Below are 23,203 nucleotides of genomic sequence, written 5' to 3'. Positions count from 1 at the left end.
CTCTTCGGTTTGACGGGTGTCCACTTAGGCCGGTGGTGCGATCAGCGCCGCGACGTTGGCCGCCGCCGGGCGGGCTTCGTGGTGCAGACGGCCGACGTTGAGTTCAGGCCCGGCGACGATCGCCAGCAGTGCCCGGTCACCAGCGGCGAACGTCGCCACATAGCCGCTTGTCGCCGCGGTCACGCACTCACGAAAGTCGCCCGGGGGCAGGACTCCCGCCATTTGCTGACCGAGGCCCAGTTGCGCGGCTGACATGGCCGCGAAAGTGTCCGGGTCGAAACCGCTGACGTCGTGGGCGATGACCAGCCCATCGATGCTGGCCACCAGCACGCCGTGGACATGCGGCAGCCGGCTGCGCAGCTGTTTGATCTCTTCGAGCACGGCGCTCTCGATTGCCAAGAAGGCGCTCCTTTTCTTGCTCCGCAGGGAAAACTTCATCACCACGCCCCCAGCCCGGCGAGCAACCGGGTCAGCACCTCTTCGGAAACCGGAGGCGTCACGGGTCCCTGGGCGGCGACACCGTTTCGCGACGGTTCCCGGCGCGGTAAAGGAATGCGTACACCGGACAGGGCCGGCTCTTGTGAAACAGGCTTTGCCGCAGGCGTTCCGCGTTCCTGCCTTGGGCTGCTGACCGGTTCCCGCCGCCGCCAGACGGCAAAGGCGCGGTTCGCTGATGAGGTTCCGGGAGCTCCGGGTTCAACCAGCCCGGCCCGGATCATGCGCCGAACCTCCAGCAAGACGCTGTAGGTGTCCCGGCCCAAGACCCGAGCCAGATCGACAGCCGTGCGCTGACTGTCCGAATGGGACAGGATTTCCCACTGCAGAGCGGTCAGCGCGACGCTGTGGCCGTTGAGCCGCTTGCAAGGCCGCACGGCCATCGTGTCCACGGCCGGGTCCGGCCACGCGTCGGCGAGCAGTCGTTTGCGGCGGTCAACTTCATGGCCCACGACCGCGACGTCGAGGGCGTGGCTGTGCCCGAGATAGCTGCGCGTCCCGGGCTCGAAACCTCGGGTCTCCGTCAGGTCGAACAGGAAGAAGGCCGCGTCGAAGACAGCGGTTAGGACCGTCGCCTCAAGCTCAAAGCGGGTCAGGTGACCGGTGTCCACGAGTTGCTGGCCCACTTGCGAGGTCTCCCGCCCGGCCGCGACAGCCTGCCGCCAGGTGCCGAGTTTGAGCCGGCCAGGTCTCGTGAGCAGACGCTTGACCCCACCGGCCAGCGGGCACTCCGCGTATTCCAGCTTGCCGTCGTGCACATAGACGGCTCCGCCGGGCGGGAACGGCACCCGCAGCACCCCGCTCACTCCGGCCGCGCACCAGGGTTCCAGAACCTCGCGAAGCAACATGCTCAGCGTGCGGTCAGATCGGCGGCGATCTCACGAACCAGGCGCTGGGCAACAGCCAGGTTGCCCGTAGCGCGGTCGAGGCAGACATAGAGCAAGTGGGACTGTGTCGTCGGCCGCAACAAGAAGTAGGCGTCTGTGGTCGTTATGACGACGTCGTCCACCTGCTGCGGCTTCCCCTGCGCGGACAGTGCCGCCGCGCGCATCGCCGCCTGGGTGAGCACGGAGATCTCCGCGCCCAATGGCCGCTCCGCGGGCACGAATCCTTCCGCCGCGAGCATCGACCCGGTCGTGAAATCGATGACACTGGCTCCGAGCGCGCCGTTGAGCGCCATCGATCGCTGGAGACATCCATCGACACTGATCACCACAGCCTCCGGGGAAACAACTGAGCAGCTAGGGCAACTGCCTGTAGTTTCCGCCGCACGCTATGTGCAATATGCAAATTGCAATCGCACACGGTGTCCGTCGTACTTAAAACTCCGAGTCGAAGAAAGCTAGCCTCGACGCGGCGTGCACAGCTTCTCCGCCTTCGTGCCCGTTGAACGCGTAGCTTTCGATACTTTTCGGGCCACGGTAGGCGTTGTAAGCCGCGTAGACGGTCGACGGTGGGCACGTAGTGTCCATCAACGCCACGCTAAACAACGCGGGCGCGCTCGCCATGGCCGCGAAGTGCACACCGTCGAAATAGGACAGCGTGTCGAACACCTGCTTCGTACGGCCACGGTGCACTTTCAGATAGGCCACGATCTCCGGGTACGGCCCGGCGAGCGAGATCTCCGCACCGCGGCGGAAGTCGCACAGGAAGGGCACGTCGGAAGCGGCAGCGACGACGTCACCGGAGAGCGCCGCCGCCGCGAGCGTCAGCCCGCCGCCCTGGCTGATACCCGTGACGGCCACCCGGGATTCGTCCACGAGCGGATGAGCGCGCGCGGCCTCAACCGCCCGCACCGCATCCGTGATCACACGCCGGTAGTAATAAGTCTCCGGTGATTGGATGCCGCGGGTCATGAAACCGGGATGCTGCGGGTCGCCGTCATTTCCCAGGTCCGGGGTGTCTCCAGCCCGCCATCCGCTGCCCTGCCCGCGGATATCAACAAACAGGTGGGCGTACCCGGCTGCCGCGTACAAAAGACATTCGTGAGGCAACCCTCGCCCGCCGCCATAACCCGGGAACTCCACCACACACGGCAGCCGGTCGACCGCGCCGTGTGGCACGGCCAGCCAGGCCTTGATGCGCTGCCCGCCATAGCCGCTGAACGTGACGTCGTGCACGGCGATCGCTCGCTGCCAGACCGGTTCAAACACCGGGTCCAGGTCGAACGACCGTGCTTCGGCGAGCGTCGTTGCCCAGAAGCTATCGAAATCGTCAGGGCGGGTCAGGTTCGGCTGATACTTCTCGGGGCTGGTTTCGGCGAGGGGCATCTGCACTATCCCTTCAGGCCCGTATGTGCCAGGCCTTCGATGAACTGACGTTGCGCGATAACGAAAACTACCAGCACGGGTATCGCCGTCAAGGAGGCAGCGGAGAGCTGGATGTTCCACATCGGCCCGCCATAGGCGTCCACGAACTGGGTTAGCGCTTGCGGCAACGTGAATTTCTCCGAAGAGGACAGGAAGACAATCGGCTCCAGGTAAAGGTTCCAGCTGTGCAAGAAGGTGAAGATGGCGACGGCGCCAAGAGCCGGCCGCGCCAGCGGCAGGGCGATCTGGCGGAACATGGCGAACCGTCCCAGCCCGTCCATGCGAGCCGCTTCTTCAAGCTCGTTGGGCAGAGCGAGAAAGAACTGGCGCATGATGAAGGTGGCTAGCACGCTTGGCGCGCCGAAGATGGGTACCCAGATCAAGGGCCAATGGGTGTCAATGAGGCCCCAGCTGTTGAACATCTGAAACAGCGGGACGATCGTCACCTCGCTCGGAATGAGCAGTCCCGTGAGGATAACCAGGAACAGAGCGTTAGCGCCCGGAAACTTAATGCGAGCGAACGCGTAGCCCGCCATCGACGCGACACACAATGTTCCGATCGTCACGACGATGGCGATATACATACTGTTCCAGTACTGCTGCGCGAACGGTTGCAGCGTAAAGACATCCCTGTACGCGTCGAAGCTGATCGCCGAGGGAATGATCGAAGGCGGGAAGGCGAAGATGTCGCTAACCGGCTTCACCGACGACGTCACCATCCACCAAGTCGGGAAGATGAAAGGGATCGCCAGCACGCACAACAGCCCATACATCGCTGTCTTAGCTCTAAGACTCATGGAACACCCACCTCTTGCGCATTTGCCACTGCACCACGGTCAGCGTGAGCACGATGGCGAACAGCAGCACGGAAAGCGTTGCGCCATAACCGAAGTGGTGGAACTGGAACGCCTGCTGATACAGGTAGTAAACGAGCACCGTCGTTGACGTGCCCGGTCCACCCTGGGTCAGCACAGCGATCTGGGCGAACACTTGCAACGATCCGACGACCGTGATGATGGACGTGAGCAGAATCGTCGGGCTGATCATCGGGACAGTGATGCTGCGGAACTGGCGCCACCGTGAGGCACCGTCCATGCGCGCCGCCTCGTAAAGGTTGGCGGGCACACCTTGCAACGCCGCAAGGAACAGAATCATGTTGAGCCCGACGTTTTTGACCACCTGCACCACGATCACGGAGATCATGGCCGTGCCCTCACCGCGCAGCCAGTTCGGCCCGGCGATCCCCAGCCACGACAGCACACCGTTGATGCCGCCGTTGTCCTGCAACAGGAATCCCCACACGATCGTCCAGGCCACCAGCGAGACGACGACCGGTGAGAAGAAAACGGTGCGGAAGAAGATGGTGCCACGCAACTTCTGGTTCAGCAGCACAGCCAGCAGGAGCGCCAGTGTCAGGTTGAGCACGACCAGCCCGGCCGAGAAAAGCCCTGTCGCCGCAAGCACTCCGGGCAGCCGTGGATCGCTGGCCAACTGCTCATAGTTAGCGCCGCCCGTGAACTCAAACGTCCCGGCGAGCACGTTCCACTCGTGCAGGCTGTACCAGACGACCAGTGCCAGCGGCACGAAGACGAACAGGATCGAGCCCGCCAGCTGTGGAGCGATGAACAGGTAGCCGGCGAGGTTGTCCCGCCGGCGTCCTGTCCAGAAACGCTGGTTCACTTGGCCAGCAGTGGGTTGATGGAACCGCACACGCCATCGAGCACGGCCTTGACGTTGGCGTCCGGCTTCCACAGCGGGTCAAGCGCCGATCGCACGGCTTGCGCGATCTCGGCCTGTCCCTTGTGGCTTGGCTTGACAACGCCCGTGGAGATGCCGTCAACCACGACCGACTGCAGCTGGTCTGGCTTGAGCAACGGGTTGGTCTTCGCCAGGGTGTCAGCGGTCAGCTGCGACTTGCGCGGCGGCGGGAAGTAGGCGGCCAGTTTGGCGGAGTTCTCCGCGTTGGTGAAGAAGGAAAGGAAGTCAGCGGCGACGCTGGGGTTCTTGCCCTTCTTCAGCGCGCCCAGGCCTGCCTGCCCGATCACGGAATACTTGCCCTTCGGGCCACTTGGCAGCGGCACCAGGTCCCAGCCGAACTTGCCGTCTTTCAACAACGACGCCCGTGAGATCTGAGTGATCGTCATCCCCGCCTCACCGGCGAAGAAGTCGGCGGTCGTGCCCGGGCCGGGAAACGCCTTTTCGATGAAGATTCCCTTGTGCAGGAACGTCATCGCGTCCACCATCGGCTGCTGGTTGAAGCCACAGGTCTTGCCGTCCTCGCTCCAGGCCTGCGCGCCCCAGCCCTGCCACACCGTCGACAGGTTGTCCCACGACTTGTAGTCGAAGTCGCGCACCACGATGCCGGCCTTGCCCGTCTCGGCATTGACCGCGGCTGCCGAAGCGATGACGTTGTCCCAGCTCCACTTGCCTTGGGCGATAAGGTCATCCGGCAACGGCTGTCCCGCCGCCTTGAGCAGGTCGGTGTTCACGAACACGCCGAACGGTGAGGTCGAGAACGGGTAGGCGATGAGCTTGCCGTTTTGCTGCCACAGCTTTGTGGCCGCCGGGCTCAGGTCGCTGGTGTCGTAACCGTCCAAAGCCACCAGTGCGCCGGAGCTGACGAAGTCAGGTGCCGCGTTCTCCAGAATCCAGGCTAGGTCTGGGCCGTTGCCGCCCGCGATCTGCGTCGTGAGCGTGGTGGTGTAGCTCTCGAACGGGATCGGGTCGAACTTGACCTCGGTGACGCGTGGATTCTTGGCTTTGTAGGCGGCGGCAATGTCGTTGAAGAGCTTCAAATGTGCTTCGTTGGACGTCCAGACGGTCATCCGCAGGGACACCGGGCCGGTGCTTTCCGCGGCCGGAGTGTTCGTGCCACAAGCCGTTAAGGCTAAAGCGGCCGCGCAAGCCAGGGCTAGCTTCCTCATGTATGACTCCACTTTAGTAACCGGAAATGTCGGGCCAGCGCAGCTCAATGCCTGCCCTCGTTAGGTGCGCCTGATAGTCGCTGAGCAAACCAGGCGAGTTACGGACCGCACGCGGCGTTGTCTTGTGGGACAAGCAGAACGCGGCTAGTGCCCCCGCGGCTTCGCCAACATTCCACTCGACCGGGTGCAGCCGGTAGGAACCGTTGGTGATGTGAGTGGTGCCGATGTTCTTACCGGCCGGCAGGAGATTCTCCATACGGCGCGGGATAAGCGCCCCCAACGGGATTTCGAAGGGGCAGGAGGCGACATCGATATAGTTGTCGCCGCCGGTGGACGGATGCAGGTCTATCCGGTACATGCCCACGCCGACAGAGTCCGGATAGGACACCGCACCCTTGTCGCCTCGCACCGCCAGGGACAGATCCTGTTCCACGACGGTGTATTCGGCTTTGATCCTTCTTGACTCGCGGATGTAGGGCGCTTGAGCTAGCCCGTCCGCGCTGCCGGTGACGTCACCGCGCAGGCGCAATCCTTTGAACCCAGCCTCTGTTTGCAGCCAGTAAAGAACCGACCGGCTCAGGTCACGTGCTTTCGCCAGGTGCTCATTAGCGTCAGGCACGTCGATAACAGGGCTCTCGAAGTAGTCGATCATCGGCCAGTTCACCAGGCAGATGTCGCTCTCATAGGCGCCTTCGCGGAACAGTTTGCGTGCCGCGATCCGGCGGAACGTCCACAGGTTCCCGTCGCCGGGGCTCAGTCGCTGATCGGCGACAACGCTCAACGGGTCGTCATCGGGGTTGGGGGTGAACGATCTGACGGAGGTGCCCAGCGTCCGTGGGTCTGGCGAGACGAAGGACAGCATCTTGTCGCCCCAGAACGCGGGCTGGTAATCACGCCAGAAGTCATAGGCGGCAGGCTTGTCGATGGTGTGGTCGCCGTCGACGTGATCGACGGCGAAACAGACCGAGACGGCTTGCATATTCATCGGCTGTGCCTGCGATGGCGCGCTTGGTTCGCCGGTCTCGAACTGGGACTCGAATCCGGTGACATATTCGGTGCCGGTGAGTGGCAGCAGCTCGCCTGTCTCAGTGGCGTCCAAGGTATACAGAGCTTCGACCGTGATGCCGTTGTCGAAAGTCACGCTCGTGACCCGGTCGCCGTCTGTCGTCGCGCTGACGGGCCTGCACGGCTGCAACACCGTTAGCTGGCCGGAGCCGCGATAGGGGGCGAGCATCGCCTCGATGATGGCAAGCGCGACCCGTGGCTCGTGACACAGCCGGCTCACGTGACCGCCGCCCGGGTTCAGCTCACGCCAAGCCCTCGCCTCATCGGTCAGCGGATAATAGCGGCGGTAGTAATCACGGATGCCGTCACGCAAAGCGCGGTAGCTTGCCGTGATGCCAAACTGTTCGACCCAGCTGTGCTCGTCGGGTGGCACGGCCTGGCTGGTGAGCTGACCGCCGAGCCAGTCGTACTCCTCCGTGAGCACAACGCGGCGCCCCGCCCGCAGAGCGGCCAAGGCGGCGGCCACGCCACCCAATCCGCCCCCCGTCACCAGGATCTCGGTCTGCACGCTTAAGCCCTCTCCTTCAGTGTTTCGCCCGTCACGACATCGCACGGCAGCAGCCGCTGAATCTCGGTGCGGGTTCCTTCGATCAGTGCGGTGAGCACCTCCACCGCTTGTGCGCCCATGTCCTGGCGCGGGATGCGCAGCCCGGAAAACTCCACTCGCGACGGTGGGGCGTCTCGCGTCGGCTCCCCGAGTGTCGCGACGGACAGTTCGATCCCGGCAGCTTCAGCCGCCAGCCACAGCGCGACCCCGTCAGCGTGCTCTTCAGCGAACACCGCCGTAATCCCCTGCGCCACAACGGCTTCCAAGACCGCCGACACCCCCGCACCCGCCGTGCCTCCCACACTGGCCACGTTTCCCGCACCCGAAGCGTTTCCCACGCCCGCCGTGCCTCCCGTAACCGCCGCGTTTCCCGTGACCGCCACCGTGACCGGCGCGTTTCCCGCGCCCGCCGCGCCTCCCGTAACCGCCGCGTGTCCTGTGCCGGCCCGTGCGGAGCCGCCGGAAGGTGTTGCCGTGCCGTCGAGCGCGAACCGGCTCCCGGTCACGCCGGCCGTTTCGACCGCCGCCGTAAAGCCGGCGTAACGGTCCGCCCAGGATTCAGGCCCCGCTCCGGCGCCGAGATAGGCGAGCTTCGTGTGGCCGAGCGAGACGGCCCTGGCCACCAGGGACGCCACTGCCGGGCCGTAGGCCGCGCCCACGTAGGGCACCGGCCCCCCGGCGGCGTCACGGCGGCCGATCGACACGAACGGCAGTCCGTCGGCCACGAGCCGGGTCAGCTCATCACGATCCAGCGATCGTCCTAACAGGACACAGCCGTCGGCGAGCCGGATGCGGTTGTCCTGGTGGAAGATGCGCCGCCGTCCCTCGACCACCGGCGAGCTCGTTAGCAGCAGCAGATCACAGCCGAGGGACTCGGCCCGCTGCTCGATGCCGACGAGGAACGGGTGGTAGAAGTCGCTATTGGCTGACGGGAACACCGGCTCGTACGTGAACACGCCAATGATCTTGTTATGACGGGCCGCCAAGCGGCGCGCCACCGGATCGGCCACGTAGCCGGTCTCGGCGATCGCCCGCAGGACCTTTTCCCTTGTCTCGGGGGCGATTTTCACCTCCGAGTCGGACCGTCCATTCAGGACAACGGACACGGTCGCCTGGCTGACGCCGGTCATCTTGGCGATGTCCTGCTGGGTTACCCGCCGGCGGGCTCCTGTCACGGTCAGTGTCCAATCTTGAGAACTAATGCGCATTAGCTTGTTCCGGTGAGATGACATCCTGATGACAGTCCGCCGCCTTGTCAACCCCAGATCCTTTTACTAATTCGTATTAGCCCCTTGACTCGGGCATCAGCGCGCAACAGACTTCCGGTTACTTTGAGTCAGATGGGAGGCCCAACCCATGATCAATCGCCGAGCCGTCCTTCTCGGCACCGCCGCGGCCACCGCGGGCGCACTTCTGCCCGCGAGTGCCGCGATGTCAGCGCCAGCCGGATTCCCGGACTACCAGTACATCGGGACCGCGTTCAACAAGGCGAACCTGCGCTACAACCCGACCGGTGAGCTGATCTTCCCGTGCGTCCGGGGCGTGTACGACAAGATCAGCAGCCCGCTCGGCCGGTACTACCTCTACTACGCTCCCCACGACGCCCCCGGCGGCATCTGCCTCGCCTACGGCAACTCACTCGGTGGGCAATTCACTGAGTACGCGGCGAATCCCATCGTTCCCCGGGTGTGGTCGCCGCATTACTCCGTCAGCCACGTGTCCTCGCCGCACGTCATCTGGAACGCGTCGAACAGCAAGTTCTACATGTACTTCCACGGCGAGAACAACACGACCCGGATGGCCTGGTCGACCAACGGCGTCAACTTCACCTACTTCGGCGTCGTGCTGCACACAGGGGTGATCCCCCGAACCACGGAGACGTCGTACGCCCGGGTTTTCGAGCACACGATTCCGGGACTGGGCAACAAGTACGTCATGTTGTTCATGGGCATGCAGGACGGGGTGCGGCGCATCTTCTGGGGCTGGTCAGCCGACGGCAAGACGTTCAGTTTCGACCCCACGCCGTTGATCTGGCCCTCCGATGACGGACAGGTCAGCATCAGCGCCCCGCACCTACTCAAGCGCAACAACACGTGTTACGTGGTCTATCACGGCGACAGTGGCGACATGTTCATCACCGAGGTCGGCAACAGCTTCGACCGCGCTGTGCACCTTGGTGTCTTCCACTCCGCGCTCAGCGGCGCACCAGACAACAACCGCAGCGCGGCGCCATCTTTCGGCACCGACGGTGGCGTGCAATACATGTTCTACGAGGCCGGGCAACGCGGTTCGTCGACGATCGCTGTCGCTCGGGCCGTTTAGACGTGCCGGATGAGCGGTAACGTTAAGCGAAGTTACCGCTCACCCAGGAGGCTTGATGCGCGCCATCGTTCAGGACACTCTTGGCGGCCCAGAAGTTCTGCGGCTGGCCGAGGTTCCGGTGCCGGAGCCCGGCCCGACCGAGGTGCTCGTCAGGGTGCACGCGGCTGGCGTCAACCCGGTCGACTGGAAGGTCCGGCGTAGCGGCGGTTTCCTTGGCTCGCCACCGTTCACGGTGGGGTGGGATGTCTCGGGCACCGTGACGGCCGTGGGCCGTGGCGTCACGCGTTTCGCCGTCGGTGACGAAGTCTTTGGCATGCCCCGGTTTCCGCACGAGGCGGCCGCCTACGCGGAATACGTCACCGCTCCCGCAAGGCATTTCGCTCCGAAGCCGGTCACGTTGTCGCACACGGAGGCCGGCGCCTTGCCGCTCGCGGGACTGACTGCGTGGCAGGTGTTGCACGACACCGCACTCCTGGAACCAGACCAGCGTGTGCTCGTGCCAGCCGCCGCGGGCGGAGTCGGTCACGTGGCCGTGCAGATCGCGAAAGCCCTTGGTGCCTATGTCATCGCGACCGCGAGCCCGGCCAAGCACGACTTCGTCCATTCCCTGGGGGCTGACGAGATCCTGGACTACACGTCCGCCGACGTGCCGTCCGCGGCCACGGACATGGATCTGGTGCTGGGCTTGGTCGGCACGCAAGCCAAAGATCTGCTCACCTGCCTGCGTCCTGGCGGCTTGATGGTCACGCTCACGAGCGACACCGACCCCGGCATCGTCAACGCTGGCGATTCTCTGGGCGTCCGTGTCGTTGATTTCCTCGCCGAGCCAGATCACGCTGGGCTGGCGCACCTGTCCACATTGGTCACCCAGGGCGCGCTGAAAGTGCATGTCTCGCACACCTTCCCGCTAGCCGAAGCCTCTCTCGCGCACGCGGAACTCGAATCCGGCCACACCACGGGCAAAATCGTTTTGCTGCCGTAGCTACCAGACGTCCCCCCTGCGCCAGTCGCACGTGATCGGCTCGGTCAGGTCTAGGTCTGGCGGGCCAAGCACCATGACACCACCGTCTTCGTCTGCGGTGCGCTCGCGGCCACCTGGCGCGTCCACGAAAGTGGGCCCCAGCCAGACGCGCCAGCCAAGCTTTCGGTAAACGCGCTGTGCGCGTTCGCCTGCGCTCAGTGCACCTAGCTCGAAATGCTTCGCGATAAGGTCGCCGATCAGGACCATGGCCGCGTGGCCGAGGCCGCGTCCCTGGAATTGTGGCTGCACCATAACGTTTTCCACGTAACCGGCCTTCACCTGCCGTGAGCCGATGTGAAGTGTCCGGGCGACAACAGCAGCGTGAACGATCACTTGTGCGTCCACATAGGACATCACGTGGTAACCGCCCAGACCATGCTCGAAGTCGTTGTCGTCGAACCTGCCTTGGAAGGCGTCGTCCATCAGGGCGCGAATGTCGTCCAGCTCAATCTGGTCCAGCCGGTCTGTGGGCACTATCCGGAATTCCCCCATGGGCGAATGATTCCATAACCGCGTGATTCGTGCGGGGTACCAATTCGTTTGCCATCAAGCGCGTTGCGGCCTAGGGTTCTGCGGTCAGGAGGAATAGTCAGACATGGCAAAGCTTAATCAGATCATCGCCGTCGAAAAGGGCGTCAAGAGCAAGTCGTTTCAGGAGCTAACCGAGGCGCACCACGCGGTGCAGAAGGTCGCTTTGCTGACCGGTCTCGCACGCACCTATCAGCCGAAGGACGAAGAGGGCGAGCAGCTGCCGCCAGAGTCCACCAAGGTGCAGGTGCGCTCCGAAGAGGTGCTGCGTGACATCGCGGCCAGCCTCACCAAGCTCTTCGACGTCACCGCGACGAAGGACGCCACCAACTGCGTGGCCAAGGCCAACGTCGTTGTCGACGACCAGCCGCTGCTTTCGGATGTGCCGGTGAGCTACCTGCTCTTCCTGGAAAAGCAGCTCACGGATCTGCACACCTTCGTCAAGAAGCTGCCGGTGCTCGACGCCGCCGAGTCGTGGGTCTACAACGACTCCGCCAACTGCTGGTCGACCGAGCCGGTGCGCACCCTGCGCACCAAGAAGGTCCCGCGTAACCACGTGAAGGCCGAGGCGACCGAGAAGCACCCCGCGCAGGTCGAGGTCTATCACGAGGACGTGACCGTCGGGTACTGGACGACGGTGAAGTTCTCGGGTGCCCTGCCGGCCAAGCGGGTCGCCGAGCTGCTCGGCCGGATCGAGAAGGTGCAGCACGCGGTCAAGTTCGCCCGCGAGGAAGCGAACAACACGCAGGCTGTCGACACGAAGACCGGCGAGAAAGTGTTCGGATACCTGTTCCAGTAACGAAACCAGACTCCCCCGCGCGAGAGCGCGGGGGTGCGCATGAGCGCAAGCTGAAGCTGAAGCTCAAGCTGACCAACGTGGCGACAAGTGCGGGTTCGAGTCCCGCCCTCCGCACCTCATGCGGAGGTAGCCCAACTGGCAGAGGCAACCACGATGAAACTCAGACTCTTGCTCCAGACTCAGCATTCGCCACCGATCGTCAGATCAACCGCATGTGCGGCAGCCTTGGGATTGCGGGTTCGACTCCCGTCAGCCCCGCTCATGGGGCTGTGGCTTAATGGCAGAGCACTAGGTTACAAATTAATCCACATGCTTAAATGTCGCTGACGTGCGCAAATGGGTGGCATCCCGAAGCCCAGGGCTAGGCTACAGCCCTGGGCTTCCCTAATGTCCGTGTGATACGAGTAGTTGCCCCCATCCCCGGGTAAAGTCCGCGTATGGCACGCCTTGTACTAGATCAGGCCTTCGATCGTGGGAGCCTGGCGGAGATGCGTGCGGCCGTGGCGAGGTCCGCCAACGGCCTCGGGGCGTCAGCGGCTCAATCTGATCATCTGGTACTCGTGGCGAGTGAGCTGGTCACCAACGCGATCGCCTACGCGGGAGGCAGCGGGCGCGTGCGCGTGTGGAGCAACGGAACAGCGCTTTACTGCCGCGTCAGCGACGAAGGCCCAGGCATCCCCGACGCGGAATCCAAGGGCATCGTCCGGCCGTCTCCCGATTCGGTCAGTGGCCGTGGGATCTGGGTGGCGCGGTCGCTCGCCGAGAGCATCGATATCGATACCGGGCCGGGCGGCACGTCGATCACGGTGATGATGCGGCTTACGCCACCGTAACCGCGACCGTGTGCCATCCCGTTGCGCCGTCAGGAAACGGTGGCTGCCGGTCAGGCGTTTGCACGTCACCGCGTGCGTCCGTGGCGCGAACGCGCAGCGAGTGTCCGCCAGCCGTGGCGTTCCACGCGAACGTCCACTGGACCCAGGTGTCGGCGGACGGAACGGGCATCAGCGTGGCCTGCGCCCACGGGCCGTCATCGACCTGGATTTCCACCTTCGCGATGCCCCGTTGCTGAGCCCACGCCACGCCAGCGACGGCGACCTGACCCGGCGCTAGCTTGGCGAACGGTGCTGGACGGTCAATGCGGGAAGCGGTCTTGACCGGGGCACGGGCCGCCCAGCCCCGCCGCACCCAGTAGGCGTCGAACGTGTCGAATGTGGACAGTTCCAGTTCAGCGATCCACTTGCACGCTCCCGCGTAACCGTAGAGCCCAGGCGTCAGCATCCGGGCCGGGAAGCCGTGCTCAGGTGGCAGTGGTTCACCATTCATGCCAATGGCGATCATGGCGTCGCGTCCATCAAGGACAGTTTCGACCGGTGTGCCGATCGTCATGCCTTCCGTTGAGCGGGCGACGATCTGGTCAGCGCCAGCCGGAATTCCGGCTTGCTTGAGCAGTGACGCCAGCGGGACGCCGAGCCAGCGGGCTGTTCCGATGTACGGTCCGCCCACTTCGTTCGACACACAGTTGAGCGTGATGTCACGTTCGATGAGCGGCAGCCTGATGAGGTCTTCGAAACTGAGTGTCAGCGGCACGTTTCCCCGGATCGTCAACTGCCAGCGATCGACGGCGACCCGCGGCACCGTGAGCGCGGTATCCACGCGGTAGAAGTCCTTGTTGGCGGTGTAGAACCCGGGAGTGGTGATCCTGGTTTTCGCCGGGTCCGCCGCCACCGGCAGCGTTACCGCACTGCTAACGGACCGCCCCTTCCAGGTCCCGATTCCCTTACCCAGCAAAGCAATCCCAGCGACCCCCGCCCCCGCGATCAGCACCTCCCTGCGCCTGACCGCCGCCCGCGCACCCGTCCCACCACCGGCACCCACACCACCATCAGCACCAGCGCCAGCACCGGCACCCAGCGCGGCCCGCCCCATCGCATCATGCGGCCCAGCCGATCCCGCTTTCCCCACCGCCACAAGCGCCTCCAGATCCGTGGCCCGACTCGCTTCCGGGTGCTGGCCCGCCGCCGGAGGATCCGCGTGAAGCACCTCCGCATCCGCGTCAGAAAGCGCATGCGGGCTGGCGTGAAGCGCCTCGGGATCCGCCGCGGAAAGCGCGCCAGGCTCTGGAAGCGCAGGCGGAAGCTCGGCGGTTCGGTGGCGGGTGAGGAAGGCGAGGAGGGCGGCAGCGACGGCACCGGCGAGCAGGGCGGGGACGATGTCGAAGGGCGCGGATGCGGGACGGGTAAGGGCGGCTAGTGCGCCGATGAGGCCGAAGCCGGCCATCGCCACAATCGCTAGTTTGCGACGGCGGCGGGCAAGGAGACCGATGATGGCGGCCGCGGCGATGACCCCGGCCACGATTGCGCTGAGGAGTAACGGTTTGTCTGCTGTCCCGAAGGTGCGGACCGCGAATTCCTTTACGGGCGTTGGGGTCGCGTCGATGACCGACCCGCCGATGGTGACTAGTGGTGAGGCTTCGGGCCTGGTCAAGGCGGCGGCAAGTTCTGCCGCCGCCAGACCACCAGCCGCAGCAATCACACCAGTGACCGCATAGCGAAGGCGCATCGAAATCACATCGGCATGAGCACGGTGTCGATGATGTAGACGGTCGCGTTGGACGTCTGCACGTTGCCGCAGATCACGGCGGCCGTGTCGTTCACCTTGAAGTCCGTGCCGCTTCCGGTCACGGTCAGCTCTCCACCTTGGAGAGTCTTGTGCGTTCCGGCGAGGTCCTCGGGCGCGAGCCGCTCAGGCACGACGTGGTAAGTCAGGATCTTGGTGAGCTGAGCGTTGTCGGCAAGCACCGCGTTCAGGTCCGCCGCCGGAATCTTGGCGAAGGCGTCGTTGTAGGGCGCGAAGACAGTGATGTCCTGCGCGCTGTTCAGTGAGTCGCCGAGGTTGGCCTGGCCGACCGCGGTGACCAAAGTGGACAGCACGGGGTTTCCGGACGCTGCTGTCGCGACCGGGACCTTGGCCATCGCCTCTAGGCTTCCGGGATTGGATGGATCGGTAGGTATCGCGGAACACGCGGGCCCGAACTCCCCATCGGCCACCATGGCCGATCCCGAAGGCGTGGGCTGTGCCGTGGCTGCACCCATCGCGGAGCATCCCGCGAGCGCGAATACGGCCACCCCGGCAACAAGCAGTTTCTTTGACGCGATCATGGCAAAACTTCCCTTCCAGTGGGCTGTCACTGAAGGATTCGTGCGCCAGTTCGCTGCGGATTGCCCGAGTTGCGAAAAAAGTCAGTTAACGTACGCCGCGCAGGTAGCCAACCGCCGTGATGACCCAGCTGACCTGCGTCAGCAGCTTGATGCCCACGATGCTCAGAAAGAGCCCGATCGCCATGTGCGATAGCACCGCGCTGCGGCGCGTGCGGCTGAAGATCTTCTCCAGGATGACCCCGCCGGCGAGCCGTGAGATGGCGAAAAGGCCCAGGCTCACCAGGAAAATCAGGACCAGCATGAGTCCTTCGGTCGCGAGGTCACCGCCACTGTCCGAAGCCCACAGTCCCCAGCAGACAAGCAGGACGATCGCCCCGGTCGCGGTCCAGCGGCCACCGGAGCGCAGGAGGCGCAGCCTTTCCCGCAGCGGTTTGGCAGGACGCTTGAGCTGTCCTTGGGTGACGATCCGGCCGGGCGGGAGCGTCGGCTCGAAGCTCATGGTGGAATCGATGCGTTTGGGGGGAACAGTCGCCTTTCCCGGCTGAAAGTCCGGTTTCCGCGGCTTAGGCGGGGTAAAGCGCACCGGCTCGGTGGGAATCTCCTGCGTGCGGTCCAGCCTCTCGTTCACGCCGAAAAGAGTAACCGGGTTGCTCCACACATAGCAGCACGATATGAAAAGGTTTATGCCATTTACCGTCAGGACGGCCACTGCGGCTGACTTCGACCCGATCCTCCAAATGCTGTTCGTGGCGTTTCACGACGTGCCTGACGAAGAACTGTCCGATATCGATCGTCAGGTGTTTGAACCAGACCGTTCTCTCGTCGCCGTGGACGCTGGTGAGATCGTGGGTCACACGGGCACCTTCTCCCGTGAGCTGACCGTCCCAGGCGGTGTTATCCCTGCTGGCTACGTGACTATGGTCGGCGTCGCGAGCACGCACCGCCGTCAGGGCATCGCCTCGGCGATCCTGACGAAACAGCTGGCTGACATCCGCGAGCGCGGTGAGCCGGCGGCCGTGCTTTGGGCCAGCGAAGGGCGCATTTATCAGCGTTTCGGCTACGGGCTTGGATCGCGCCGCACGACCCTGTTAGCCGATACGCGTGAGATTCGCCTCAACCGTCCGCCAGCGGGAGGAACGATCAAGGCCGGCCGGCCAGACGACTTCCGCAAAGACTTAGCCGCCATCTATGAGTCGGTACGCCGTGAGCGCCCCGGCTACGCCAGCCGCGACGAGAAATGGTGGGACTTTCTGCTCAGCGATCCGAAGGTGCGCCGGCATGGCGCTGGCCCACTGCGCGTGGCTGTCTACTCCGGATCCTCCGGAGCGGAAAGTTATGCCCTGTTCCGGGTGCGGCAAGACTGGGAAACCGCCGGGCCAACCGGCGAGGTCATGGTGCGGCATCTCGTGGCGAGCACCCCGGCCGGATACCTGGAAATGTGGCGCTACCTGCTCAACATCGACCTAACACGGAAAGTCAGCGTCGATTTCGCCGCCGTCGACGAGCCCGTTTTCGACCTGGTGAACGAGCCCAGAAGGCTTGGTGCGCAACTGTTTGACGGACTATGGCTGCGCATCGTGGACATCCCGTCAGCACTGGCGGCCCGCTCCTACTCAGGTGACGACGACGTCGTGCTCGACGTCAGCGATCACCTGTTCCCGGAAAACAATGGCCGCTTCCGGCTCGACGGCTCACCGACGCAGGACGCTGCGGACCTGTCGCTGGATATCGCCACGTTGAGTGGGCTTTACCTCGGCGGCGGTTCGGCTGGCGCGCTAGCAGCCGCTGGGCGGATCGAGGAGCGGCGGCCAGGCGCGCTCGCCGCCGCTCACCGCGCGTTCACTTGGCCGGTCACGCCCGTGGGCCTGGAGATGTTCTAGCGCAACGGATCGCGCGGCTGCCAGCCCCGGCGGACGATTTCCAGCTCGGCTTCAGCACGAGCCAGATCCTCGTCCGTCGGGCGGGCCGCGTCGCGTGCGCGCATCGCCGCCGAGATGCTGACCTGCGAGGCGCCCGGCCCAATCAGGCCGCGCAGCCCACGCTCAATGTCGTGATCGTCGCCATGCCGCTCGTGCATGCCGAACACGCTACCGGACCGCCGTGGACTTCATCGTGATCCACAGCCCGCACACTGATCCACATCCCACCAGACGTGATCAACAGGCGGTTTGATCACGCCCCGAAGGATGTGGATCACGAAAGGCGCGCGAGCAGGCGCGCGCACAGGATCATTGAAGCCCTGCTACGGCAAGTCAGGCAGGGTGTGCGTGTCCTCGTAGAACGTGACCTGGCTAATCCGCCTGGCGTGGCGGGGATTGCCTGAGAATGGCGTGTTGAGGAACGTCAGCACGATCTCGGTCGCTTCTTCCGTCGAGTGCTGCCGGGCGCCGATGCCGACCACGTTGGCGTCGTTGTGTTCACGGGCCAGGGTCGCGGTGTTCAGGTTCCAAGCCAGGGCGGCCCGCACTCCGGGCACCTTGTTGGCCGCGATCTGCTCGCCGTTGCCGGACCCTCCGATCACGACACCGAGGCTGCCCGAGTCGGCCACGACCCGCGCCCCCGTGTGGAAGCAGAAGACCGGGTAGTCATCGTCGGCGTCGTAGGCCGCCGGCCCCACGTCCACAACGTCGAAACCCTTGCTGGACAACGCTTCCACGAGGTGATTCTTCAGCTCGAAACCTGCGTGGTCGGCGCCAAGATATACGCGCATGATCGTTAGCCTATCTCCGCTAGGACCAGTCCGGCCCGGGCTTTCGGGGTGAACCAGGTGCTCTTGCGCGGCATCTTCTGCCGGGCGAGGTTGACTTCCACGAAGTCGGGCACGGTCACCGGATCGATGAGGACAGCGAGGTCGGCCCGGCCAGCGTCCACCTCACCAATCAGCCACGACTCGGGATAATCCCCGCCGACGTAAGTGATGCGCTTGTCGCCTGGGTCCAAGTCCAGCTGTTCTTTGAACAGGACGCGTTCGACGAGCGCGTGATCCATGTTGTCCACGAACCCCAGTCCTGGGTCTGGTTCCAGTGCGATCGCACGCAACCCGTGCTCACGGGTGTATACCCGGATGTGGCCGCCTGACTGCGTACCAGCGAAAGAAACGTCGCGGACCAGGCGGTTGTAGGGCTGGATGGTGACCGACGCGGGTGTGGTCACGACGGCCAGGAAGCGCGGCAGCCCACCGGTTTGCGCGGCCAGGCTGCGGTGGTTGCCATCGGCGACGACCAGCTCTCCACCGCCGGCGATCTCCAACAGCGAGGAAGCATCCGTGAGCGGCCAGATCGAGTGGACACGGCCCGAGGGGTCCATGTCGGTGGCGAACGGCTCACCAGCTTCCGCGCAGGCCTTGGCAAGAGCGGCATGCAGTTCATCGCCGCGGCCGGTCTGCATCAAGAGCACCGGCGACAGCAGCGTTCCCAGCGCCTGGAACAGGGCTACCCGTTCGCGGACCTTCTCGATGAAGACGTCCTCGTTGCGGATGATCAGGCCCGGCTCGTCGGCACTGGTCGAGATCTCCGAGGTATCGGCCATGCACCACAGACCGTAGGCGTCCTGTCCGCCCGCACTGATGCGGTAAAGCACCGCGACGTCGGTAAAGGACTGATACGCGCCACTGTCGCGAGCATCGGAAAGACGCCGCACCGCGTCTGGAAGCGATTGCGTGAACGACTTGCCGAGGCTGTCTGGTGCCCTGTGTGGCATCTCGACGGCCAGCGCGCTCAGCGGGTTGGCGGCGATGATTTCGGTGATCTCGGCATCGTCGGCGAACTCGTCATAGTTCTGCGCGCCGGTGCGGCCGGTGGTGAGCCAAGCGGAGGCGATCGGGTGCACGACTGTCACGCCCGGTAACGCTACTGGGCCCCCACGAGTTCGGGCATGGCGGGCTCGACCACGACAGCTTCGTCGTCAAACCAGACATAAAAGGCGCTTAGGTTCTCCGCGACCACCTCGGCGGGGACTTCCATCCGCCACGGGGCCTCATTGTTTTCTGCCACGCACACCCAACTCCACAGGGGTTCGTGAAGTGACGCGAGGATGTGAAAGGATTGCTTCTTGTGACCGGAATACACAACCTCACCCAGGCGGAGGCCACCCAGCGCTCCGCCCTGATCGAGGTGACGGCTTATGACATTGCCCTCGACCTGACTGATGGCTCAGGCAATCCCGGGGTCAATGCATTCAGGAGCGTCACTACAGTCAGCTTCCGTTCCCGCCAGCCGGGAACGTCGACCTTCATAGAGCTCGCCGCCCAGTCCGTGCAGAGAGCCGTGCTCAATGGCACCGAGCTGGACGTGAGCACCTGGTCGGCAGACGATGGCTTGCCGCTGCCCGATCTCGCGGCCGACAACACCCTTGTCGTCGAGGCCACCTTCCCGTTTTCTTCCTCCGGTCAGGGCCTGCACCGTGCGGTCGACCCGGCTGACAAAGAGGTTTACCTCTACAGCCAGTTCGAGACCAACGATGCCCAGCGGGTGTTCGCCTGTTTCGACCAGCCTGACCTCAAGGCGGTCTACACGTGGCACGCCCGGGTCCCGAATAATTGGAAGGTCGTCTCCAACGCCGTCGTGGACACCACCGACGACGGTGTCATCGACAAGACCGTCCACTTCGCACCATCGGTGCGGATGTCAACTTACGTGACAGCGCTATGCGCGGGCCCCTATCACGAGGTGCGCCGGGTGCACGACGGCATCGATCTCGGCCTGTTCTGCCGGGCCTCGAACGCGCCGCACCTCGACAGCGACGAGCTGTTCGAGATCACGTCGCAGGCGTTCGACTTCTTCCACGATCAGTTCGGGGTGCGTTATCCGCTCCCCAAGTACGACCAGCTTTGGGTCCCGGAGTTCAACTCCGGCGCGATGGAGAACTTCGGCTGTGTGACCCACGCTGACGCTTCCTACATCTTCCGCTCGGCCGTGACCGACTTCGAGCGCGAGCAGCGGGCCAACACGATTACACACGAGCTGGCGCACATGTGGTTCGGCGACCTCGTCACCATGCGGTGGTGGGATGACCTGTGGCTCAACGAGTCCTTCGCCGAGTGGGCCTCGCACTGGTGCAACGCCGAGGCGACCCGCTTCTCCGACGCGTGGACGACATTCCTGTCGCTGCGCAAGAACTGGGGCTACGGCCAGGATCAGCTGTCGAGCACGCACCCGGTCTACTGCGAGATGCCCGACGTGGGCGCGGTGGAAGTCAACTTCGACGGCATCACCTATGCCAAGGGTGCCAGTGTCATCAAGCAACTGGTCGCCTATGTCGGGCTAGAGCCGTTCCTCGTTGGCTTGCGGCAATACTTCGCCGATCACGCCTGGGGCAACGCCACCTTCACGGATCTGCTCAACGCTCTGGAGGCCGCCTCTGGCCGCAAGCTCGACGCGTTCGCCGCGGCGTGGCTGGAGACCGCTCAGGTCAACACACTGCGCCCTGACGTCACGGTCGGCCCGGACGGGACGTACACCGAAGTTGAAGTGCTGCAGGAGGCGCCGGAGGAATACCCCACGCTAAGGCCACACCGCATCGGGATCGGGCTCTATGACCTTGTTGACGGCACGCTGAAGTTGCGTGACCGGATCGAGGCCGACGTCGCGGGGCCGTCGACGACGATCCACGCCCTCGCCGGCGTACGCGCGCCGGACGTGCTGCTGCTCAACGACGAAGACCTGAGCTATGCCAAGCTGCGTCTCGACGACCGGTCACTGTCCACTGTGGTGGGTCACCTCGCGACTTTCGAGTCGTCGCTGACCCGTGCGCTGTGCTGGGCCGCCGCCTGGGACATGGTGCGCGACGCGGAGATGGCCGGCCGTGACTATGTCACGCTGGTGTCGAAGTCGCTGCCGAAGGAAACCGACATCAACCTGGTGACGACGACCTTGCGGCAGGCTTCGCTGGTGCTCGCGCAATATGCCGATCCCGCTTGGACACCGACGGGCTGGGCACTGCTGAACAGCACCGCCCGCGGCGCCATGGACGCGGCCGAGCCGGGCAGTGGTTTCCAGCTCCAGTGGGCCCGCACCTACATCGCGTCAGCCCGGTCGGCCGAGGACCTGGCACGCATGAAGGACTGGCTGTCCGGAGTGGACGTTCCGGCCGGCCTGACCATCGAAGGTGAGCTGCGCTGGCAGCTGGTGCAGGCGCTGACCGCGCTCGGCCAGTTGGGCAAGGACGACATCGACGCCGAGTATGCCGCCGACCAGACGGCCGCTGGGCAGATCGGGTCGACCATGGCCACGGCACTCATTCCGACGCCGGAAGCCAAGGAGTTTGCGTGGCAGGAGATGACGACCAACGCTGAGCTGGTCAACTCGCTCAACCGCGCTTACATCTTCGGCTTCCAGCACCCGGCCCAGGTCGAGCTGACCAAGCCGTACATGCCGCGGTTCTTCGCCGATGTGGCCAGCGTGTGGAAGTTGCGCGACAGCGAGCCCGCGCAGGAGTTCGTGTCTTACAACTACCCCGTGTACCAGGTGTCGCAGGAGACGTTGGACGCTGGCGAGGCCTGGCTGGCCGAAGAGGGTCACCCCGGCCCGCTGCGGCGCCTTGTCGCCGAGGGCAACGACCGCGTCAAGCGTGCGCTCAAGGCCCGGTTGAAAGACGCCTCGGCGTAATAGCGAACTGATCAAGCGGCCCACTATCCGGTGGGCCGCTTGACACTTGTTAAGAAACTTTGCCATTGTCGTGCCCATGGCTGGGGCCTTCGTATATTTCAATGGATCACGGGATGGTCAGGCTCCGCTCAGCTGGGGCCAGCGAGCGATCTGGGGTGCCATCCAACGGCTCGTGCCCCGGGACAACGCGCTCAACATGGGCTGGATCACCGCGATCGAAGACGAGGGCATCGGGGTCAACACCACGATCGACCGTCTGATCGAGACAGTCCACAGCATCGTGACGCGGCACGAATCACTGCGTACGGTCGTGGGTTTTGACGACGCGGGTGAGCCCTATCAAGTGCTGCGGCGCTCCGGTGAAGTCGCGATCGACATCGTTGATGTGCCAAGGGAAAACGCCGCCGAAGCGGCCGCCGCGCTGAAGGAACGGTTGCTGGAACCAGGTTTCAGCTACGCCACCGAGTTGCCATTGCGTGTGGGAGCGGTGCGCTGCGGTGGCTACATCACGCATGCCGTGTTCATCGTCTGTCATCTGGCCACCGACCGCGGCGGCCTCAACCCGCTCGTGCGCGACGTGCTGCTCGCCCTGGCCGGAAAACCGTTGCCGCCCTTGGATGCCGCGCAGCCACTGGACCAGGCGGCCTATCAGGGCTCGGCAGCGGGGCTCCGGCAAAGCGAGAAAGCTTTGCGGTACTGGGAACGTCAGCTCCAAGACGTGCCCACGCAACGGTTCGGCTCGGTCGTGGCGGCGCAAGAGCCCCGCTATTGGAACGCGATCCTGAACTCACCCGCTATGGACAAGGCGGTCAGCCTGATCGCCGCCCGGCAACGGGTTAGCAGCGCGGCCGTCTTGCTGGCCGCCGCGAGCTTCGTGCTCACCAAGCTGACGGACCGCGCGGAAAGTGTCGTGCAAGTCATTGTGGGCAACCGGTTCCGCAGCGGATATGCCGACGCGGTTTGCCCGGCCGCGCAGGACGGGCTGTGTGTCGTACACGTTGGGGAGAGCAGTTTTCCCGAAGTCGTGAGCCGGGCGATGCGTGCGTCGATGAACGCCTATGTGCATTCGCAGTATGATCCGTCGGCTTTAGACAGTCTGATCGACCGGCTAGGCGTGGACTTGTCGTGCTCTTACAACGACCGCCGCTTTGACAGCCAAAGTCCTGTGACCGAAACGTCGCCGCAAGAGGTGCGAGACGCCTTGCCCGCCACCACATTTCACTGGGACCCGCCGCTAGAGAAATATGGCGCGCGCTACTTCTTGCACATCAACGCCGCGCCCCAGGCGATCGAATTGTGTCTCTTCGCGGACACCGAAGTCCTGGCGCCAGAGGCGATGGAGCGCTACTTGCGCGGCATGGAGACCGTAACCGTTCAAGCCGCACTCGAACTCGACGGTCTCCTCACCGGTTCTTAGAAAACGGCCGCCA

Annotated in this window: 24 protein-coding genes; 7 read left to right on the top strand and 17 right to left on the bottom strand. The window is 64.4% G+C overall.

What is annotated here, in order from left to right; genetic code table 11:
• Positions 1-24: 24 nt before the first annotated feature.
• The 9 genes from A3E1_RS0111820 to A3E1_RS46020 all read right to left on the bottom strand — a co-directional run bounded on the left by A3E1_RS0111820 (position 25) and on the right by A3E1_RS46020 (position 8,515).
• Complete coding sequence (locus A3E1_RS0111820) at positions 25-399, bottom strand: roadblock/LC7 domain-containing protein (RefSeq protein WP_026208341.1); 375 nt, start codon at positions 397-399, stop codon at positions 25-27.
• Between the two features lie 38 nt (positions 400-437).
• Positions 438-1,340 (bottom strand): ADAM 12 protein, encoded by a 903-nt coding sequence (locus A3E1_RS39945; RefSeq protein ID WP_157631463.1) that lies wholly within the window; start codon positions 1,338-1,340, stop codon positions 438-440.
• Between the two features lie 5 nt (positions 1,341-1,345).
• On the bottom strand, positions 1,346-1,708 hold the full coding sequence (locus A3E1_RS0111810) for a hypothetical protein (RefSeq protein ID WP_157631462.1): 363 nt from the start codon (positions 1,706-1,708) through the stop codon (positions 1,346-1,348).
• A 106-nt stretch (positions 1,709-1,814) separates the two neighbouring features.
• The gene (locus A3E1_RS0111805; RefSeq protein ID WP_040390781.1) at positions 1,815-2,765 is read right to left on the bottom strand and encodes an acetylxylan esterase; all 951 of its coding nucleotides are present in this window, start codon (positions 2,763-2,765) and stop codon (positions 1,815-1,817) included.
• 5 nt (positions 2,766-2,770) lie between these two features.
• Positions 2,771-3,601, bottom strand: a complete 831-nt coding sequence (locus A3E1_RS0111800; RefSeq protein ID WP_026208339.1) for a carbohydrate ABC transporter permease — start codon at positions 3,599-3,601, stop codon at positions 2,771-2,773.
• Positions 3,591-4,484 (bottom strand): carbohydrate ABC transporter permease, encoded by an 894-nt coding sequence (locus tag A3E1_RS0111795; protein ID WP_020520973.1) that lies wholly within the window; start codon positions 4,482-4,484, stop codon positions 3,591-3,593. The genes A3E1_RS0111800 and A3E1_RS0111795 overlap by 11 nt, the downstream gene beginning before the upstream one ends.
• Positions 4,481-5,728, bottom strand: a complete 1,248-nt coding sequence (locus A3E1_RS0111790) for an ABC transporter substrate-binding protein (RefSeq protein WP_020520972.1) — start codon at positions 5,726-5,728, stop codon at positions 4,481-4,483. The genes A3E1_RS0111795 and A3E1_RS0111790 overlap by 4 nt, the downstream gene beginning before the upstream one ends.
• A gap of 13 nt (positions 5,729-5,741) precedes the next feature.
• Positions 5,742-7,301 carry an FAD-dependent oxidoreductase gene (locus tag A3E1_RS0111785; protein ID WP_020520971.1) on the bottom strand — a complete coding sequence of 520 codons (1,560 nt, stop codon included), beginning with the start codon at positions 7,299-7,301 and terminating at the stop codon, positions 5,742-5,744.
• A 2-nt stretch (positions 7,302-7,303) separates the two neighbouring features.
• Positions 7,304-8,515, bottom strand: coding sequence for a LacI family DNA-binding transcriptional regulator (locus tag A3E1_RS46020; protein WP_026208338.1), 1,212 nt, complete (start codon positions 8,513-8,515; stop codon positions 7,304-7,306).
• 181 nt (positions 8,516-8,696) lie between these two features.
• Here A3E1_RS46020 and A3E1_RS0111775 point away from each other — a divergent pair, with 181 nt between their 5' ends.
• Together A3E1_RS0111775 and A3E1_RS0111770 are read left to right on the top strand one after the other, a co-directional pair.
• A complete protein-coding gene (locus tag A3E1_RS0111775) occupies positions 8,697-9,662 on the top strand; it encodes a glycoside hydrolase family protein (RefSeq protein WP_020520969.1) in 966 nt (321 codons plus the stop codon).
• A 55-nt stretch (positions 9,663-9,717) separates the two neighbouring features.
• On the top strand, positions 9,718-10,644 hold the full coding sequence (locus tag A3E1_RS0111770; protein ID WP_020520968.1) for an NADP-dependent oxidoreductase: 927 nt from the start codon (positions 9,718-9,720) through the stop codon (positions 10,642-10,644).
• Here A3E1_RS0111770 and A3E1_RS0111765 read toward each other — a convergent pair whose 3' ends face one another.
• A complete protein-coding gene (locus A3E1_RS0111765; protein ID WP_020520967.1) occupies positions 10,645-11,175 on the bottom strand; it encodes a GNAT family N-acetyltransferase in 531 nt (176 codons plus the stop codon).
• A 103-nt stretch (positions 11,176-11,278) separates the two neighbouring features.
• Between A3E1_RS0111765 and A3E1_RS0111760 the strand changes: the two genes are divergently transcribed.
• Both A3E1_RS0111760 and A3E1_RS0111755 read left to right on the top strand, forming a co-directional pair.
• Positions 11,279-12,010 (top strand): DUF7873 family protein, encoded by a 732-nt coding sequence (locus A3E1_RS0111760; RefSeq protein ID WP_020520966.1) that lies wholly within the window; start codon positions 11,279-11,281, stop codon positions 12,008-12,010.
• Positions 12,011-12,447: 437 nt separating this feature from the next.
• On the top strand, positions 12,448-12,843 hold the full coding sequence (locus tag A3E1_RS0111755) for an ATP-binding protein (RefSeq protein WP_083929453.1): 396 nt from the start codon (positions 12,448-12,450) through the stop codon (positions 12,841-12,843).
• Here the strand turns inward: A3E1_RS0111755 and A3E1_RS0111750 are convergent.
• From A3E1_RS0111750 to A3E1_RS44625, 3 genes are all read right to left on the bottom strand, one after another.
• Positions 12,830-14,569 carry a molybdopterin-dependent oxidoreductase gene (locus A3E1_RS0111750; protein WP_040390736.1) on the bottom strand — a complete coding sequence of 580 codons (1,740 nt, stop codon included), beginning with the start codon at positions 14,567-14,569 and terminating at the stop codon, positions 12,830-12,832. The genes A3E1_RS0111755 and A3E1_RS0111750 overlap by 14 nt on opposite strands.
• Positions 14,570-14,574: 5 nt before the next feature.
• Positions 14,575-15,168 (bottom strand): fasciclin domain-containing protein, encoded by a 594-nt coding sequence (locus A3E1_RS0111745; protein WP_020520963.1) that lies wholly within the window; start codon positions 15,166-15,168, stop codon positions 14,575-14,577.
• 85 nt (positions 15,169-15,253) lie between these two features.
• A complete protein-coding gene (locus tag A3E1_RS44625; protein WP_020520962.1) occupies positions 15,254-15,796 on the bottom strand; it encodes a hypothetical protein in 543 nt (180 codons plus the stop codon).
• Between the two features lie 55 nt (positions 15,797-15,851).
• Between A3E1_RS44625 and A3E1_RS0111735 the strand changes: the two genes are divergently transcribed.
• Positions 15,852-17,048 carry a GNAT family N-acetyltransferase gene (locus A3E1_RS0111735; protein WP_020520961.1) on the top strand — a complete coding sequence of 399 codons (1,197 nt, stop codon included), beginning with the start codon at positions 15,852-15,854 and terminating at the stop codon, positions 17,046-17,048.
• Here the strand turns inward: A3E1_RS0111735 and A3E1_RS39935 are convergent.
• The 4 genes from A3E1_RS39935 to A3E1_RS47050 all read right to left on the bottom strand — a co-directional run bounded on the left by A3E1_RS39935 (position 17,045) and on the right by A3E1_RS47050 (position 19,160).
• Positions 17,045-17,254, bottom strand: coding sequence for a hypothetical protein (locus tag A3E1_RS39935; RefSeq protein ID WP_020520960.1), 210 nt, complete (start codon positions 17,252-17,254; stop codon positions 17,045-17,047). The genes A3E1_RS0111735 and A3E1_RS39935 overlap by 4 nt on opposite strands.
• A 156-nt stretch (positions 17,255-17,410) precedes the next feature.
• Positions 17,411-17,878, bottom strand: coding sequence for a ribose-5-phosphate isomerase (locus A3E1_RS0111725; protein WP_020520959.1), 468 nt, complete (start codon positions 17,876-17,878; stop codon positions 17,411-17,413).
• Positions 17,879-17,883: 5 nt separating this feature from the next.
• Positions 17,884-19,005, bottom strand: a complete 1,122-nt coding sequence (locus tag A3E1_RS0111720) for a DUF1015 family protein (protein ID WP_020520958.1) — start codon at positions 19,003-19,005, stop codon at positions 17,884-17,886.
• Between the two features lie 11 nt (positions 19,006-19,016).
• Positions 19,017-19,160, bottom strand: coding sequence for a hypothetical protein (locus tag A3E1_RS47050; RefSeq protein WP_157631460.1), 144 nt, complete (start codon positions 19,158-19,160; stop codon positions 19,017-19,019).
• Positions 19,161-19,229: 69 nt separating this feature from the next.
• On the opposite strand from A3E1_RS47050, the gene pepN reads away from it, so the two are divergent.
• A complete protein-coding gene (gene pepN, locus A3E1_RS0111710; protein ID WP_026208337.1) occupies positions 19,230-21,773 on the top strand; it encodes an aminopeptidase N in 2,544 nt (847 codons plus the stop codon).
• Between the two features lie 76 nt (positions 21,774-21,849).
• Positions 21,850-23,190: a condensation domain-containing protein gene (locus A3E1_RS0111705; RefSeq protein WP_020520955.1), complete on the top strand. Its 1,341-nt coding sequence runs from the start codon at positions 21,850-21,852 to the stop codon at positions 23,188-23,190.
• Positions 23,191-23,203: the final 13 nt, after the last annotated feature.

The organism is Catelliglobosispora koreensis DSM 44566 (assembly GCF_000379685.1).
In the GTDB taxonomy this organism is placed as follows: Bacteria; Actinomycetota; Actinomycetes; order Mycobacteriales; family Micromonosporaceae; genus Catelliglobosispora; species Catelliglobosispora koreensis.
Note: the sequence above shows the minus strand (reverse complement) of the source record. Positions and strands in the feature narration are given on the sequence as shown.

What these genes read in the sequence shown, in the direction of transcription:
- A3E1_RS0111735 (WP_020520961.1), top strand. Translation starts at nt 15,852, where the DNA reads ATGCCATTTACCGTCAGGACGGCCACTGCGGCTGACTTCGACCCGATC.
- A3E1_RS0111765 (WP_020520967.1), bottom strand. Translation starts at nt 11,175, where the DNA reads ATGGGGGAATTCCGGATAGTGCCCACAGACCGGCTGGACCAGATTGAG.
- A3E1_RS0111705 (WP_020520955.1), top strand. Translation starts at nt 21,850, where the DNA reads ATGGCTGGGGCCTTCGTATATTTCAATGGATCACGGGATGGTCAGGCT.
- A3E1_RS0111725 (WP_020520959.1), bottom strand. Translation starts at nt 17,878, where the DNA reads ATGCGCGTATATCTTGGCGCCGACCACGCAGGTTTCGAGCTGAAGAAT.
- A3E1_RS0111800 (WP_026208339.1), bottom strand. Translation starts at nt 3,601, where the DNA reads ATGAGTCTTAGAGCTAAGACAGCGATGTATGGGCTGTTGTGCGTGCTG.
- A3E1_RS0111750 (WP_040390736.1), bottom strand. Translation starts at nt 14,569, where the DNA reads ATGCGCCTTCGCTATGCGGTCACTGGTGTGATTGCTGCGGCTGGTGGT.
- A3E1_RS0111755 (WP_083929453.1), top strand. Translation starts at nt 12,448, where the DNA reads ATGGCACGCCTTGTACTAGATCAGGCCTTCGATCGTGGGAGCCTGGCG.
- A3E1_RS0111745 (WP_020520963.1), bottom strand. Translation starts at nt 15,168, where the DNA reads ATGATCGCGTCAAAGAAACTGCTTGTTGCCGGGGTGGCCGTATTCGCG.
- A3E1_RS0111770 (WP_020520968.1), top strand. Translation starts at nt 9,718, where the DNA reads ATGCGCGCCATCGTTCAGGACACTCTTGGCGGCCCAGAAGTTCTGCGG.
- A3E1_RS0111775 (WP_020520969.1), top strand. Translation starts at nt 8,697, where the DNA reads ATGATCAATCGCCGAGCCGTCCTTCTCGGCACCGCCGCGGCCACCGCG.
- A3E1_RS0111790 (WP_020520972.1), bottom strand. Translation starts at nt 5,728, where the DNA reads ATGAGGAAGCTAGCCCTGGCTTGCGCGGCCGCTTTAGCCTTAACGGCT.
- A3E1_RS0111760 (WP_020520966.1), top strand. Translation starts at nt 11,279, where the DNA reads ATGGCAAAGCTTAATCAGATCATCGCCGTCGAAAAGGGCGTCAAGAGC.
- A3E1_RS0111805 (WP_040390781.1), bottom strand. Translation starts at nt 2,765, where the DNA reads ATGCCCCTCGCCGAAACCAGCCCCGAGAAGTATCAGCCGAACCTGACC.